Raw genomic sequence first — 15,399 nt, 5'->3', positions numbered from 1 at the left:
GACAGGATTGGTGCCGAGCCGCACCGAGCCGGCGTCCGGCTTCATCTCGCCGGTCAGCATTTTCAAGAGCGTGGTCTTGCCGGCGCCGTTCGGCCCGACCAGGCCAACGCGATCGCCACGCTGGATGCGGGTCGAAAACGCCTTGACCACGGTGAGATCGCCAAAGCTCTTTTCGATGTTTTTCGCCTCGATCACCAGCTTGCCGGACTCGGTGGCGTCGCTCGCCACCATGATCGCCGACCCTTCGGCCCCGCGATGACCGCGAAAACGCTGACGCATGGTCTGCAACTCGCCGAGCCGGCGCATGTTGCGCTTGCGCCGCGCCGTCACGCCGTAGCGCAGCCAATGCTCTTCGCGAACGATCTGGCGACCGAGCTTGTGCTGCTCGCGTTCTTCTTCCTCCAGAACCAGGTCGCGCCATTCCTCGAAATGGCCGAAGCCCTTGTCCAGCCTGCGGGTCTGGCCGCGATCGAGCCAGACCGTGGCGCGCGACACGCGTTCGAGGAAGCGGCGGTCGTGCGAGATGACGATCAGCGCCGAGGAGGTGCGGATGAGTTCTTCTTCCAGCCATTCGATGACCGAGAGGTCGAGATGGTTGGTCGGCTCATCGAGCAGCAGGATATCGGGCTCCGGCGCCATGACGCGGGCAAGGGCGGCGCGCCTCGCCTCGCCGCCCGACAGGTCGTTCGGACGTTCCTCACCCGACAGGCCGAGATGCTCCATCAGATAGCTGGCGCGGTAGGGATCGTCGGCGGGGCCAAGCCCGGCCTCGACATAGGCGCGGACAGTGGCAAAACCTTCCATGTCGGGCATCTGCGGCAAATAGCGGACGGTCGCCGAAGGCTGGCGGAACACTTCGCCGTCCTGCGGCTCGATCAGGCCGGCGGCGATCTTCAGCAGGGTCGACTTGCCGGACCCGTTGCGGCCGACCAGTGCGATCTTGTCGCCGGCCGAAGCCGTCAAGGCGGCGCCATCGAGCAGCGGCGTGCCGCCGAAGGTCAGTTTTATCCCATCAAGGTTGAGAAGGGGCGGGGCCATGTCAGCTTTCAGGTAAGGGATAGGGATGAGCGAGCAGCATCGCGCGGCCATGGCCGAGCGCGATTTCGAGGCGGCCCCCGGTCTTGTCGGACTTGACCTCGTTGGAAATGGTCAGCGACGAACCGAACGCCACCTTGACGTGAGCGAGCGGCCATTTGGCGCCGGTGACGGTCAGGCCGTCGAGCTCGGAAAAGCCGAGCACCGAAAACAGCGTGCCGTCGGCATAGTCGAGGCCGGCCGTTCCGCGCAGCAGGGGGATGCCTTCCTGAGCGCCGCTGGTCAAAAGCACGTCCGTTCCCGCCTCCGCCAGCCGCAGGGCGAGCGACAGATGCAGAAAAGCGTGGTCGGCGCGCTTGCCGCCAAAGGCGCCGGCCAGCACCAGGCGGGTCGCGCCGCGCTCCAGTGCCGCGGCGACGGCAAGTTCGCCATCGGTCTGGTCCTTTTCCGCCGGGAAGGTCCGGCGCGGCACGGAAGCGAGATCGTCCGGCAGGTTGGCCGGCACCGAATCGAAATCACCCACCCACAGCTCCGGCACGAGACCCAGCAACCGCGCATGACCGATGCCGGCGTCGGCGGCGATGACGCGGGAGCCTTTGACCTGACGGTCGAGCCGTGGCGTACGGATGAGATCGCCGCCAAGCAGGATGGTGAATGTGCTCATATCGTGTGGCCCTTACCAGCCCGGCACGGGAAACGGAAGGCGGCAAACTCCCGCTTGCATGGCGGATCGGCCCGGCCTATGTGTCGAAACGCTCTAACGGGGTGCCGGACGCGATCTTCGCGGACCGGCTGAGAGGCAGTCTCGCCAACCCGCTGAACCTGATCCGGTTTGTACCGGCGGAGGGATTAGACGTTTCGGACAGTCCGACGCCTCAATTCCTTTCAATTCAAACGAAGGAGGCGCCGATGCGCACGCTTTTATACGCTCTTGTTTCAGCAACGGTCGTGGCCTTGTCCGGGCCCGCCTTGGCCAAGGACAAGCTCACCGTCTACACCTATGAGAGTTTCACCGCCGACTGGGGTCCGGGTCCCGTGGTGAAGAAGGAGTTCGAGGCCGAATGCGGCTGCGACGTCGACTTCGTCTCGGTCGCCGATGGCGTCGCGCTGCTCAACCGCGTCAGATTGGAAGGCACATCGACCAAGGCCGATATCGTGCTTGGCCTGGATACCAATCTCACCGCCGATGCCAAGGCGTCAGGCTTGTTCGCGCCGCATGGCGCGGTGACGGATGTCAGTGTGCCGGGCGGCTGGAGCGACGACACGTTTGTCCCCTTCGACTACGGCTATTTCGCTGTCGTCTACGACACGCAGAAGATGAAGACGCCGCCGAAGAGCCTGAAGGAGCTGATCGAAGGCAGTGCCAACGACAAGATCGTCATCCAGGATCCGCGCACCTCGACGCCAGGCCTCGGCCTGCTTCTTTGGGTCAAGTCGGTCTATGGCGACAAGGCACCCGAGGCCTGGGCCAAGCTCAAGGCCAAGGTGCTGACCGTGACGCCGGGCTGGAGCGAGGCCTATGGGCTGTTCACCAAGGGCGAGGCGCCGATGGTGCTGTCCTACACGACGTCGCCAGCCTACCACATGGTCGCCGAGAACACGGAGCGCTACCAGGCGGCCTCCTTCGAGGAGGGCGAGTATCTGCAGATCGAGGTGGCGGGTATCACCACGACAGGAGCCAAGAATCCGCTGGCGGCCAAGTTCATGGCCTTCATGACCGGGCCGAAATTCCAGGATGCCATCCCCGAGACCAACTGGATGTTCCCGGCAGGCAAGACCGACAAGCCGCTCAATCCGGCCTTCGACAAACTGGTCAAGCCGACGAAGACCTTGCTGTTCAGCCCGCAAGAGGTCGCCGCCAACCGCAAGGCCTGGGTCGATGAATGGCTGGCGGCGATGAGCAAATAGGCAGCGCGATGGCGCCGGCGCATTCCACGGATTCCCGCGTCAGTGCCGGCATTGTCGCGCTCGCTGCAATCGCGCTGCTGATCGGCGGCGCGTTTGCCGGCCTGCTTTTCGAGGGCGCCCATGATTTCTCGGGCGCCTGGGCAGCCTTCGATCCCTATCTGCTTCGCGTCATTCGCTTCACGCTCTGGCAAGCGGTCCTGTCGACGCTGCTTTCGGTCATCCCGGGGCTGTTTGTGGCGCGCGCTCTGTCGCGGCATCCACGTTTCTTCGGCCGCGCCTTCATCCTGCAGATCTTCGCCGTGCCGTTGGCGCTGCCGGCCATCGTTGCAGCGCTCGGCATCCTGGCGCTTTATGGCCGTGCCGGCTACTTCGCCGGCGTGCTTGCCGTTATCGGCGGCGGAAGCTGGCCGGGCATCTATGGCCTGTCCGGCATTCTCGTCGCCCATGTCTTCTTCAACCTGCCGCTGGCGACGCGGCTGTTCCTCGAGGCGCTGCAGACCATACCGGCCGACCAATGGCGGCTGGCGAGCCAACTCGGCATGGCGGCCCGGCCGGCGTTCCGGCTGATCGAATGGCCAACGCTGCGCGCCGCACTGCCCGGCGTCGCCGGGCTTGTGTTCATGCTCTGCATCACATCCTTCACGATCGTGCTGACGCTCGGCGGCGGGCCGGCCGCGACGACGCTTGAGGTCGGCATCTACCAGGCGCTGCGCTTCGATTTCGATCCCGCACGGGCCGTTGCACTGACGCTGCTGCAGATCGCCTTGACCTTTATCGTGGTGCTGGCACTGACGCGGCTAGGCGCCAATGTGGTCGGCGACACCAATTTGCCGGTCGCGCAACGCCGCTATCTCTCGGTCAATCGGAGCGAGACCTGGTTGAACGCGCTACTCATCGTCCTGGCGCTGCTGTTCGTTGTCGGGCCGATGGCGGCAACCGTGATGGCCGGATTGAGTGCCGATCTCGCCCGCTTGGCCGGCGAGGCCACTGTCCGGCAGGCAACGCTGACCAGTGCGGCGCTCGCCTTCCTGTCGGCGCTGCTTTCGGTGATGCTGTCGCTGGCGCTGACCATGGCGCGGCGGGCACTGGCGCTGAACCGCCGTGCCGGCGCAAAGACACTGCTCGAACACGCCACCGATACAGGCGCCGGTTTTGTCCTGGTCGTGCCGCCGATCGTCGTCGGCGCCGGCTGGTTCCTGTTGTTGCGCCATGTCGGCGATGTCTTCGCCATCGCTCCGGTCATGGTCGTCACCGTCAACGCGGTGATGGCGATGCCGTTTGCGCTCCGCGCCGTGCGTCCCGCCTATGATGCAGCGAGCGAGCGTCACGAACGGCTCTGTGCACAGCTCGGCATTGCGGGCTGGAACCGGCTGATGCTGGTCGACTGGCCGTCGCTGCGGCGACCGCTCGCCACGGCCTTCGCTTTCGCCATGGCGCTGTCGCTCGGCGATCTCGGTGTCATTGCCTTGTTCGGCAGTGATTCCGTGCAGACATTGCCCTACCTTCTTCTGGCTCGGATGGGCAGCTACCGCACCGAGGATGCCGCCGGCCTCGCACTGCTGCTCGGCCTCGTCTGTCTCGCGTTGATCGTGGCGGCGCACTGGCTGGGAAGGGAGGAGGTCCGTGATGCGTGAAAAGGCGGCCAACGGGCTCGCGAAGGGCGCGCCGGTGCGGCTGGACAAAGTGTCGTTCAGCTATGGCAGCTATGGCGAGGCGCCGCTTGTTTTCGATGTCGAGTTTGCCGCGGCGACGATCACCGCCATCATGGGGCCGAGCGGTTCGGGCAAGTCGACACTGCTCAATCTGGTCGCCGGCTTCGAGACCCCACGGTCGGGCCGCGTGCTGGTCGGCGGTGTCGATGTCAGCGCCGAGCCGGCCTCGGCGCGGCCGGTGTCGATGGTGTTCCAGGAGAACAATCTCTTCGCGCATCTTTCCGTCGAGCAGAATGTCGGGCTCGGCCGCTCGCCATCCCTGCGGCTGACCGAGGCGGACCGCGCTGCGGTCGCCGAGGCGCTTGCGCGCACCGGTCTTGCGGGCAAGGAGAAACGCCTGCCGCGCGAGCTCTCCGGGGGCGAACGCCAGCGCGTCGCCCTGGCCCGCGTGCTGGTGCGCGACCGACCGGTGTTGCTGCTCGACGAGCCCTTCGCTTCGCTCGGACCGGCTTTACGCGACGAGATGCTGGATCTGGTTGCCGCCGTTCATGCCGAACGCGCCATGACAGTGCTGTTCGTCACCCACCAGCCGGAGGATGCACGCCGCATCGGCGAGCATATGGTGTTTGTCGACAATGGGTTGGTCGCCGCCACCGGCAAGGCTGATGATTTCTTCGCCGGGGCTGGTCCGGAGGCGTTCCGGCGCTATATCGGCGCGGGTGCCGGATATTCCACATCACGCGATGTTGCCCGGAAGCGGACATAATTTACGGTCAAACCGGCTCCAGGCGATGTGGCGTTTGCTTGCCATGACCGGGGGAGTGTGGCTAGGTCCGCCCTACCGGTCCGGCACAGGCCGTGATTTGCCTGCAGTATCCGGCGCCCGCCCCTGGGATGGGCCGCGGATACTGCAGCAGTTTGAGATATGGCACGTGAACATTCTGAAGATCGTCCCCGATTTTCAATGTCATGTGCCGGGACCCGAAAGGAAGCCGTTCTGGCGATCGGCGCTAACACATTGGGAATGAAACCGCTGGCGCGCTTTCTCGCGCTGGCCGGCTTTGCCGTGGCGTTGGCAAGCTGCCAGATGTTCACGCCGCCGGAGGTTCAGGAATCCGGCTTCCAGCCTTCCGACAAGCCGATCACGGTGGACAATGTCGGCGCCAACAACAAGCTCGCCGAATTGGCCAGGGCGCAGCATCCGCGCATCCTGGCGACCTATGGCGGCGAATATTCCGATCCCAAGCTCGAGCGCATGGTCGCCAAGGTGGTCGGTAGTTTGACGGTGGTGTCCGCCAACCCGACACAGACCTATCGCATCACCATTTTGAATTCGCCCAATGTCAATGCCTTCGCGCTGCCGGGCGGCTATCTCTACATCACGCGCGGCCTCCTGGCGCTGGCCAATGATTCGGCCGAGCTTGCAGCTGTCATCGCGCATGAGATGGGCCACGTCACCGCCAATCACGGCTTGCAGCGCCAGCAACTCGAGGCAGAGGAAGGCCTGGCGACCAAGGTGGTTTCCGATGTGCTCGGCGACAGCCCGACCGCCAAGGCGGCGTTGATCCGCGGCAAGCTGAGGCTCGCGCAATTCTCGCGCAACCAGGAGCTGGAAGCCGACGCCATCGGCATCAAGTCGATCGGCGAGGCCGGCTACGATCCTTTCGCCGCCGGCCGCTTCCTGCAATCAATGTCGGCCTACACCGATTTCCGCTCGATCAGCGGCGCCACCGACGCCAGCCTCGATTTCCTGGCCACGCACCCCAATACGCCGCAGCGCATCGATCTGGCGCAGCGCCATGCCCGCCAGTTCGGCGCGCCGGGCGTCGGCACGCGCGACCGCGATTCCTTCCTCGCCGGCATAGACGGCCTGCTCTATGGCGACACGCCGGAAGAAGGCTATGTACGCGGCGAAACCTTCCTGCATCCGGGCCTTGGCGTTTCGTTCACGGTACCGGACGGCTTCATCATCGACAATTCGGCGGCAGCGGTGACGGCCACCGGCCCCGGCGACATAGCGATCCGTTTCGATGGCGTGTCGATCGACAAGAACCGGGCGCTGACGGACTATATCCGCAGCGGCTGGGTGGCTGGTCTCGTCGACAGCAGCGTCAGGCAGGAAACCATCAACGGCAACGAGGCAGCGACCGCGCATGCCGGCGCCGAAGGCTGGCAGTTCGACATTGCGGTGATCCGCGCCGGCGGCCAGGTCTACCGGCTGCTGACCGCGGCCCCTTCGGCCAGCACGTCGCTGGACACAATCGCCCGCTCGGTCAGCGGCTCGTTCCGGATCTTGAGTGCCGCCGAAAAGGCGGCGCTGAAGCCGCTGCGCATCCGCGTCGTCACTGTCCAGCCTGGGCAGACGATGGGTTCGCTTTCGGCGCAGATGGTCGGCGTCGACCGTAAGCTCGACCTGTTCCGCGTCCTCAACGCGCTGTCGCCTGGTGCCGCGGTTTCGGCCGGCGACAAGGTCAAGATCGTCACGGACAAGTAGGCACCTGCGGACGCCTGCCGCCGTTCAGGCGGCAGTCGCCATGAACTCCGGATTCTGCTTCACCAACGCGACCTTCAGCTTTTCCATGGCGCGGGCCTCGATCTGGCGGACGCGTTCCTTGGAGATGCCGAGGGTTTCGCCGAGCGCTTCCAGCGTCGCGCCCTCGTCGTTAAGCCGGCGTTCCTCGATGATCCTCAACTCCCGTGCGTTGAGCGCGCGAAGCGCCTCCCTCAGCCAGAGCGAGCGGCGCGCGACATCGATCTTGTCGCCGACGATCTCGTCGGGCAGCGGATCGTCCGAGACCAGGAATTCCATGCGCTCGGTCGAACCCGCATCGTCGGCAACCGGCATGTTGAGTGAGGAGTCGGGAGCCGACAGCCGCGAATCCATCATCGCCACGTCGGCTTCGGAGACGCCGAGTGCTTCCGATACTTCGCGATAGAGCGTTGCGTTTGACAGTGGCTCGGCGCCATTCGCCAGCCGCGCGCGCAGGCGTCGCAGGTTGAAGAACAGCGCCTTCTGCGCCGAGCTGGTGCCGCCACGCACGATCGACCAGTTGCGCAGGATATAGTCCTGCATCGAGGCCCGGATCCACCATGTCGCATAGGTCGAGAACCGCACCTCGCGCTCCGGCTCGAAGCGGGCGGCGGCCTCGAGCAGTCCGACATGACCCTCCTGGACCAGGTCGCCGAGCGGCAGGCCGTAATGGCGGAATTTGGAGGCCATGGAAATGACCAGCCGCATATGCGCGACGGTGATGCTGTGCAGCGCGTTCTGGTCGTTGTCCTCTTTCCAGAGCAATGCAAGCCGATGCTCTTCGTCACGCTCGAGGTAGGGAGCCTTCATCGCCGCGCGGACCATGATCCGTCCTGCCGTGTCTTCCATCATGAGGCGCTCCCTGGGTGGTGCGGATGACTTTGCAAACTTGGCTGGCGCCTGGGTTGAAATGGCGGCGTCGTGCCCTAGAACAGCCAGAACTGCCATGCGCGGGAAAGGTTCCGCGACCGTGGCTGCGGGTATGTGTTGCCTGGCGGACTCCGGGGACTACCCGCGATAGCCGTGATGTCGGCTGGAAAGCGCCAGTTTGAGTATCTGATTTCAGAAACTGATTGTTTTTGGAATTCTGTTCCTTATTTTTTCGACTTGCATCTGTCAGTTTCCAGCGCTCACAATATGCCGGTCGGCCGGCCAAGGACGGGATCACAGAAAAATGAAATGGCTCAAGTCGCTCATCATCGCCGGAACGCTGCAGGCCTTGGCTGTCACCGCAGGCCATGCCGGCGCCAATCTCGACCAGATCAAGCAGGCCGGGGTCATCAAGGTCGGCACGGAAGGCACTTATGCGCCATTCACCTATCATGACACTTCGGGCGCACTGGTCGGCTTCGACGTCGAAATCGCCAAGGCGATCGCCGACAAGCTCGGCGTCAAGGTCGAATTCCTCGAAGGCAAGTGGGACGGGCTGATCGCCGGCCTCGACGCCAATCGCTATGACGCCGTCATCAACGAGGTCGGCATCACCGATGCCCGCAAGGCCAAGTACGACTTCTCCGATCCTTACATCGCCTCCAAGGCGGTGCTGATCGTGCGCGGCGACAACACAGACATCAAGACCTTTGCCGATCTCAAGGGCAAGAAGTCGGCGCAGTCGCTGACCTCGAATTTCGGCAAGCTGGCCGAAACGAACGGCGCCGAGCTGGTCGGCACCGATGGCTTCGACCAATCGATCCAGCTGCTTCTGACAGGCCGTGCCGACGCCACGATCAATGACAGCCTGTCGTTCCTCGACTTCAAGAAGCACAAGCCCGACGCCAATGTGAAGATCGCCGCGCAAGAGGAAAACGCCGACTATTCCGGCGTCATCGTGCGCAAGGGCGATCCGGAGCTGGTCGCGGCGATCAACAAGGCGCTGGCCGACATCAAGGCCGACGGCACCTATAAGAAAATCTCCGACACCTATTTCGGCCAGGACGTTTCGAAGTAATCTATGAGGCGGGCCGCTCCGCGGCCCACAGGACATATCGAGCGGCGAGTCGTCTTTGACGGTCCGCCGCTTTTGTCGTGATATGTCGCGCCTCGACGAAAGCCTCGACTTATTTGGAGGGTCTTACGTGCCGCACTGGCTGCAACTGATGCTGGAGTCGCTGCCTTCGCTGTTGTGGGCGGCGCTGATCTTCACCGTGCCGCTGACGCTGTTGTCCTTCGTCCTTGGGCTGACCGTTGGGTTGGGTGCGGCGCTTGCCCGGCTGTTTGGTCCGAAACCGCTGGTCGCGCTGGTGCGCTTCTATGTCTGGATCTTCCGCGGCACGCCGCTGCTGGTGCAGCTGTTCCTTATCTTCTACGGCCTGCCGTCGGTCGGTATCCTGCTCGACGCCTTCACGGCGGCGTTGATCGGCTTCACGCTCAACATCGGCGCCTACACGTCGGAAATCATCCGCGCGGCCATAGGGTCGGTGCCGAAGGGCCAGTGGGAAGCGGCCTATTCGATCGGCATGACCTGGAGCCAGGCGATGCGGCGCACCATCCTGCCGCAAGCCGGCCGGGTCGCGGTGCCGCCGCTTTCCAACACCTTTATCTCATTGGTCAAGGATACGTCGCTGGCCGCCGCCATCACCGTGCCGGAGATGTTCCAGGCGGCGCAGCGCATCGTCGCCACCACCTATGAGCCGCTGATCCTCTATGTCGAGGCGGCGATCCTCTATCTGGCGCTGAGTTCGGTGCTGTCGGCCTTGCAGACGCGGCTGGAGACCCGGCTCAACCGCTATGGCGGCTTCCTGGAGGCACGCTCATGATCGGCCTCAGCAACATCGAAAAGCGCTTTGGCGACAATCTCGTGTTGAAGGGCGTGACGGTCACCATTGCCGAAGGCAGCGTCACGGCGCTGGTCGGCCCGTCGGGCGGGGGAAAGAGCACCCTGCTGCGCTGTATCAACCTCCTGGAGATCCCGACCTCGGGCACGGTGCGCATCGGCGACGAGACGCTCGAATTCCATCCTGGTGGCAGGGTTCCGGCCAGGGATATCCAGCGCCTGCGGCTGCAGACCGGCATGGTGTTCCAGAACTTCCAGCTGTTTCCGCATCGCACCGCGATCGAGAACGTCATGGAAGGGCTGGTGACGGTGCTGAAATGGGCGCCTGAGAGGGCACGCGAGCGGGCGCTGGCTCTGCTGGAGAAGGTGGGGATGGCGCACAAGGCCGACGCCTGGCCGGCGACGCTGTCGGGCGGCCAGCAGCAGCGCGTGGCGATCGCCCGCGCCTTGGCGCCGTCGCCGAAAGTGCTGCTCTGCGACGAGCCGACCTCGGCACTCGACCCGGAACTGGCGCAAGAGGTGGTCGACGTGCTTGGCAAGCTCGCCAGTGAAGGCACGACCATGGTGATGGCGACGCATGATCTGCGCCTCGCCTCCAAGATCGCCAAGGAAGTGGTGTTCCTCGATGCCGGCGTCGTCGTCGAGAAGGGACCGGCCGCGGTGCTGTTCAACAATCCGGAGCAGCAACGGACGAAGCGGTTCATTGCGACGCTGAAGCAGGAGGCTGAGAAGGAAGGCGGCGGCGGGTAGGCGCGGCCTAGGGTCTGTAGAATTCGGGCGATGGCCCCGAAGGCGCGCCGGTTCCGGTATATCTTGCCGGATGCGCGAGCAGGCCGTCAGCCATCCTTCGGCATATCGGGCCTTGCCGCCAGCAGCCGCTGAAATTTCACCGTCAGATCTCCCTCGAAATCGCGGCTCTTCATTTGCAGGTTCAGATATGATGGCTGACGAGCGCCACGCCAAGTCCGATGAGGATCGAACCGCATGTCTTTGGGATCACCCATCCGGCGCCAGTGAACCGGCCAACGGCGAGCGAGGCGATGCCGACCGCCGCAAGGTCGGCCATCGAGAAGATGAGATTGACGATGATGCCGAGGATGAGGAACTGCAACCCGACGGCCATGCCGGCTGACGGATCCACGAACTGCGGCAGGAAGGTCAGGAAGAACAGTGCCGTCTTGGGATTGAGGATCTCGACGACCATGCTGTCGCGAAATGTGTTCGGGGCCGGCCTGGCACCATCCTCGCCCATCCGGTTCCAGCCCAGGAACATGGCAAGGCCCAGCGAAATGAGATATGCGGCGCCCGCCCATCGGATCACCAAGAAAGCGACCGGCGCGTGTTCCATCAGTGCGGCGAGCCCGACCGCCGCGGCCAGGATGTGCACGTAACAACCAAGATGGACACCCAGTGCCGCCATCAATCCCGCCTGACGGCCATGGGCCAGCGTCTGCGCTGTCATGTAGAGAATCGCCGGTCCTGGCATGCAGGCGAAGGCGAGTGTTGCGAGGGCGAACGGAATCCAGAGATCCAGCGATGGCATGACAGCTCCTCCCATGTGATCAAGCCGTGGGAGGAGTAGGCCGGGGGGCAGGCCGAAAACATACGGCGGATGCCGTATTTGGATGATGATCGGGTTTGGCTAATCTGCCGATGGTTAAGGGGCCGTTGCCGGGTTGCCCATTGTAGCGGCTGCGATATCAGCCGGTGGGCAATCCCAGACGAACCGCGTAGGCGGTCAGTTCGGCGGTGTTGTGGAGACTGAGCTTGCCCATCAGATTTTCGCGATGTTTGCGAGCGGTCGGCAGGCTGATGCCCAGTCGTTCGGCGATGTCGCGCGTGATCATGCCTTGCGCCACCAGTTGAAGGATCTGCCGTTCGCGCCGCGTCAGCGGTACCGGGGACAGGATTTCCTGCGCGGCTATCGGCTCGCTTTCCCTGCCTATATCGCTGACCGCGAAGCGAACGGTTTTCGCCAGATAGGTGCCTCCGTTCTTGACCGCTTCGATGGCAGCGCCGAGTTCCTCGGGATCGCCATCCTTGGTCAGGTAGGCGTTGGCGCCGGCGCTGAGCGCGGCGCGTACTGTCCTCGGCTCGACATTGGCCGTCAGCACCACGATCCGCAGGCGTGGCGCCAAGGTCCTGATGGTGGCGATAAACTGCATCCCGGCCACACCTGGCATGCCGAGGTCGAGGATCAAAAGGTCGGCGCGCGTGCTTCGCAGCTGGCCAAGCAGCGCCTCGCCATCCGCAGCCTCGGCGACGACCGAGACATTGTCCATAGCCGAGATAAGCAACTTCAGCCCCTCGCGCACGATGGCATGGTCGTCGGCGAGTATGGCGGTGAGCGAGCGGTTCATCGGGGCACCATCCAGGGCTGCAGCGGCGTATATGGATCGATCGCCAACTTATGCGAAACAGGTTGCCGGTAGATCAACGGTACCGGGGAAGACCGGCCGGAGAATTACTTGGGACAATTGGAGGGATTCGATGCAGGAAGACAAGATACGCCAGGCCCTGGTCGAACTCCTGTATCGCAATTCCTACGGCGTGGTCATCTCCAACATCGTGATCTCGATGGCGGCGGTCTATGTTCTGAGAACGGCCGTTTCCGCCAATTGGCTGATCGGCTGGCTGGCGGCGCTGTATCTGCTGACGGCTATCCGGGTGCTGGCGTCGCGCCGTTTTTTCAGCCGCTCAAGGGATCGCGGCTCGATCTTGCGCTGGGCATGGCTGGCCACGGCGTTTTCCTGTATGTCGGGCCTTCTGTGGGGGGTGCTTGGCTGGGTCGGCTTTATGCCCGAGGCGCCGATCGTGCTGTCCTTCACGGTCATCGTCCTGACTGGTCTCGTCTGCGGTACGGTGCCGTCGCTGTCGGCCTTTCCGCCGGCGCTGGTCGGTTCCATCCTGGCCACGGTGGTGCCGGTCGCCTTGCGCTGCTTGACCACCCAAAGCGATATTTCCGGCGCCTTCCTGTTCCTGCTCGCATCGCTGGTGGCGATCAATTTCTACTACTGCCGTATCACCTACCGCATGCTGCGCGAAACCGTCAGCCTGCGACTGGAGAACGAAACGCTGGTCGAGCACCTGCAAGAGGAACGCGACAGGGCGCAGACCGCCGACCGTGCCAAGACGCGTTTTCTGGCGGCGGCGAGTCACGATCTGCGCCAACCGATCCATGCCCTGAGCCTGCTGGTCTCGACGCTTGCCATATTGGGGCAGCGCGGCGACGTACCCTCCGGCGAGGCGCGCGATCTGGCCAGCCGGGCGAAATCGGTTGTCAGCAACTTCAGTGGGCTGCTCAACGCTTTGCTCGATATCTCGCGGCTCGATGCGGGCATCGTCACGGTCGCGAGCGAGGCGGTGCCGCTGCGCGACCTCTTTGGTGATCTTCGCAATGAATTCGCCGCCGAGGCAAAACAACGCGGACTTACGTGGCGCGTGGTAGACAGCAGTCTCTACGTCGACAGCGACCCGATGATGTTGAAGCGCATCCTCAACAACCTGATCTCGAATGCCCTTCGCTACACCAAGCAAGGTGGTGTCCTGCTGGGCTGTCGCCGGCGCGGCGCATGTGTGGAGATACAGGTCCTCGACAGCGGCCCCGGCATCCCCGCCGATCAGCAGGGGATGGTCTTCGAGGAGTTCGTGCAGTTGCAGAACCCGGCGCGGGACCGCACGCAAGGCCTGGGACTCGGGCTCGCCATCGTTCGCCGCACCGCCGAGCTGTTGGGGCACCCCCTGAAATTGGCTTCGACGTCCGGGCGCGGTTCCCTGTTTTCCATCACCGTCGCGAAGGCCGGCGCGGTGCAAGCTCGCTTGGAGGTCGACACGACATCGCCGGCCAGCAGTGCCGCCGGCATCATGGTGGTCGAGGACGAGGGCGACGTTCTCGATGCCATGGTGCGCTTGCTCAGCCTGGAGGGACATCGTGTCTATCCCGGCCGCTCCGCCGCAGAGGCGCAGGAGGCCCATACGGCGGCGCTGGCTGCCGGCGATGCGCCGGTCGACCTGATCATCGCAGACTACCGTCTCGAGAATGACACCACCGGCACCGACGCGATCCGTGCGCTTCACGCCCATATCGGCCGGCTTGTCCCGACCATCATCATTACTGGCGATACGTCGCCGGCGCGCCTCAAGGAGATCAGCGCCAGCGGCAGCCGCATCCTGCACAAGCCGATCGCCGACGAGGAATTGCGCGAGACCATTACCGCGGTCTGCTTTGGCGGCAAGGCGATAAGTGGCGACACACGTTAAAACGAAACGCGCGCTCGACGGCTCGGCGCGCCGGCAAGCCGCGATGCAGCACGCTGGTGCGCAGGGCCTACCAACATCGAAGCTGCCGCCCGAAAGCAAAAGAGGCCCCGGTCAAACCGGAGCCTCCAATCGTTTCACGCAGGATTTCTCGAAAGGTGAGAAAGATCAGGCAGCTTCTTCCTGCTCGGCCTCTTCATTGTCGGCCTTGGCGCCACGCTTAGGGCCCTTGTTGAGGTTGACCTCGATTAGGCGCACGGCTTCGGTTTCCGACATGCGGTTGACGGCCGCGATCTCGCGGGCCATGCGGTCGAGCGCCGCCTCGTAGAGCTGACGCTCGGAATAGGACTGCTCCGGCTGGTTGTCGGCGCGGTAGAGGTCACGCACGACTTCCGAGATCGAGATCAGGTCGCCCGAATTGATCTTCGCATCATATTCCTGGGCGCGGCGCGACCACATGGTGCGCTTGACGCGGGCGCGGCCCTGCACGACCTTCAGCGCGCGCTCGACATAATCCTCTTCCGACAGCTTGCGCATGCCGATGGAGGTCGCCTTGGCGACCGGCACCTTCAGGCGCATCTTGTCCTTCGAGAAGTCGATGACGAACAGTTCCAGCTTGTGTCCAGCAACTTCCTGCTCGTCGATCGAGACGATCTGGCCGACGCCATGCGCCGGGTAGACGATGTACTCGCCGGTCTTGAAACCGTGACGCGCAGCGGTGGACTTCTTCTGCGGGGTGATCGTTGCCATTGCGCACTGAACTCCTTGTTGTGGTACCGGCGTCCTGCCGGCCCGAACTCGCGCGATCGGAGAAACCGACCGTTAGCCGCACAACAGATGAACCCATCGGAAAAGCCGGACCGGCAAACCGCAACATCGCGACCGCCTGGCCCAGATCGCTCTGGTCCGAATGGGATTTTCACCTTTCAGTGATTTGGGGCGTCTGCGCCATAAATCGACGTTGTGTCACCGGCATGTTTCGCTGATGTAACACAAAAAGTCGGAAGAATCAAGGTTTTGCTGCATACGCGAAGGCCACAACCCGGCGCCGGCTGTCAAGCCGGTTAATGTGACGTGCCTCTTACCCTGCGTAATACCGGCCTTTCCGGCCGTATTGTCAATCGCCTTCGCCGGGCTCGGCGGAGAAGTATTTCTCGAACTTGCCGGCCTCGCCGTCGAAGGATTTCGCGTCTGCCGGCGGTTTCTTCTTGGCGGGGGTGTTTGGCCAATTTTTGGCCTATTTG

Annotated in this window: 14 protein-coding genes, 1 pseudogene and 1 riboswitch; of the genes and pseudogenes, 8 read left to right on the top strand and 7 right to left on the bottom strand. The window is 63.9% G+C overall.

From position 1 onward, the window contains the following. Both ENZ74_RS05475 and ENZ74_RS05470 read right to left on the bottom strand, forming a co-directional pair. On the bottom strand, nt 1–1,038 hold a 1,038-nt coding region (locus ENZ74_RS05475), incomplete at its 3' end, for an ABC-F family ATP-binding cassette domain-containing protein (protein WP_164760952.1). A gap of 1 nt (nt 1,039) precedes the next feature. Beyond that, nucleotides 1,040–1,699, bottom strand: coding sequence for a thiamine diphosphokinase (locus ENZ74_RS05470; RefSeq protein WP_127312687.1), 660 nt, complete (start codon nt 1,697–1,699; stop codon nt 1,040–1,042). A gap of 87 nt (nt 1,700–1,786) precedes the next feature. Continuing rightward, a riboswitch (TPP riboswitch) is annotated at nt 1,787–1,901 on the top strand. A 43-nt stretch (nt 1,902–1,944) separates the two neighbouring features. Between ENZ74_RS05470 and thiB the strand changes: the two genes are divergently transcribed. The 4 genes from thiB (at nt 1,945) to ENZ74_RS05450 (ending at nt 7,089) form a co-directional block, all read left to right on the top strand. Next, nucleotides 1,945–2,943: a thiamine ABC transporter substrate binding subunit gene (gene thiB / locus ENZ74_RS05465; RefSeq protein WP_063169191.1), complete on the top strand. Its 999-nt coding sequence runs from the start codon at nt 1,945–1,947 to the stop codon at nt 2,941–2,943. Between the two features lie 8 nt (nt 2,944–2,951). After that, on the top strand, nt 2,952–4,577 hold the full coding sequence (thiP, locus tag ENZ74_RS05460) for a thiamine/thiamine pyrophosphate ABC transporter permease (protein ID WP_024502936.1): 1,626 nt from the start codon (nt 2,952–2,954) through the stop codon (nt 4,575–4,577). Further along, the gene (thiQ, locus tag ENZ74_RS05455; RefSeq protein WP_063169190.1) at nt 4,570–5,361 is read left to right on the top strand and encodes a thiamine ABC transporter ATP-binding protein; all 792 of its coding nucleotides are present in this window, start codon (nt 4,570–4,572) and stop codon (nt 5,359–5,361) included. The genes thiP and thiQ overlap by 8 nt, the downstream gene beginning before the upstream one ends. Nucleotides 5,362–5,619: 258 nt before the next feature. Beyond that, on the top strand, nt 5,620–7,089 hold the full coding sequence (locus ENZ74_RS05450; RefSeq protein WP_024502938.1) for a M48 family metalloprotease: 1,470 nt from the start codon (nt 5,620–5,622) through the stop codon (nt 7,087–7,089). A 24-nt stretch (nt 7,090–7,113) separates the two neighbouring features. Here ENZ74_RS05450 and ENZ74_RS05445 read toward each other — a convergent pair whose 3' ends face one another. Next, entirely contained in the window at nt 7,114–7,977 is an 864-nt protein-coding gene (locus tag ENZ74_RS05445) for an RNA polymerase factor sigma-32 (protein WP_013529172.1), read from the bottom strand. A 322-nt stretch (nt 7,978–8,299) separates the two neighbouring features. On the opposite strand from ENZ74_RS05445, the gene ENZ74_RS05440 reads away from it, so the two are divergent. The 3 genes from ENZ74_RS05440 (at nt 8,300) to ENZ74_RS05430 (ending at nt 10,648) form a co-directional block, all read left to right on the top strand. Beyond that, entirely contained in the window at nt 8,300–9,073 is a 774-nt protein-coding gene (locus tag ENZ74_RS05440; RefSeq protein WP_013529173.1) for an amino acid ABC transporter substrate-binding protein, read from the top strand. A gap of 127 nt (nt 9,074–9,200) precedes the next feature. Beyond that, nucleotides 9,201–9,881: an amino acid ABC transporter permease gene (locus tag ENZ74_RS05435; protein ID WP_013529174.1), complete on the top strand. Its 681-nt coding sequence runs from the start codon at nt 9,201–9,203 to the stop codon at nt 9,879–9,881. Further along, a complete protein-coding gene (locus ENZ74_RS05430; protein ID WP_013529175.1) occupies nt 9,878–10,648 on the top strand; it encodes an amino acid ABC transporter ATP-binding protein in 771 nt (256 codons plus the stop codon). The genes ENZ74_RS05435 and ENZ74_RS05430 overlap by 4 nt, the downstream gene beginning before the upstream one ends. 181 nt (nt 10,649–10,829) lie before the next feature. On the opposite strand, the gene ENZ74_RS05425 is transcribed toward ENZ74_RS05430, so the two are convergent. After that, nucleotides 10,830–11,441 (bottom strand): LysE family translocator, encoded by a 612-nt coding sequence (locus ENZ74_RS05425; protein WP_024502939.1) that lies wholly within the window; start codon nt 11,439–11,441, stop codon nt 10,830–10,832. 157 nt (nt 11,442–11,598) lie between these two features. Next, the gene (locus ENZ74_RS05420; protein ID WP_063169189.1) at nt 11,599–12,258 is read right to left on the bottom strand and encodes a response regulator transcription factor; all 660 of its coding nucleotides are present in this window, start codon (nt 12,256–12,258) and stop codon (nt 11,599–11,601) included. Nucleotides 12,259–12,388: 130 nt separating this feature from the next. Between ENZ74_RS05420 and ENZ74_RS05415 the strand changes: the two genes are divergently transcribed. Continuing rightward, nucleotides 12,389–14,158, top strand: coding sequence for an ATP-binding protein (locus ENZ74_RS05415; protein WP_063169188.1), 1,770 nt, complete (start codon nt 12,389–12,391; stop codon nt 14,156–14,158). Between the two features lie 165 nt (nt 14,159–14,323). On the opposite strand, the gene ENZ74_RS05410 is transcribed toward ENZ74_RS05415, so the two are convergent. Together ENZ74_RS05410 and ENZ74_RS05405 are read right to left on the bottom strand one after the other, a co-directional pair. Then, a complete protein-coding gene (locus ENZ74_RS05410; protein WP_013529179.1) occupies nt 14,324–14,905 on the bottom strand; it encodes a CarD family transcriptional regulator in 582 nt (193 codons plus the stop codon). A gap of 367 nt (nt 14,906–15,272) precedes the next feature. Then, a pseudogene (locus ENZ74_RS05405) lies at nt 15,273–15,399 on the bottom strand (DUF3470 domain-containing protein); the annotation flags it as partial.

Origin of the sequence: Mesorhizobium sp. M7A.F.Ca.CA.002.15.2.1, assembly GCF_003998715.1 — a bacterium.
Classification (GTDB): domain Bacteria; phylum Pseudomonadota; class Alphaproteobacteria; order Rhizobiales; family Rhizobiaceae; genus Mesorhizobium; species Mesorhizobium ciceri.
The sequence above is the reverse complement of the archived record's forward strand: the minus strand, read 5'-3'. Positions and strand labels throughout refer to the sequence as shown.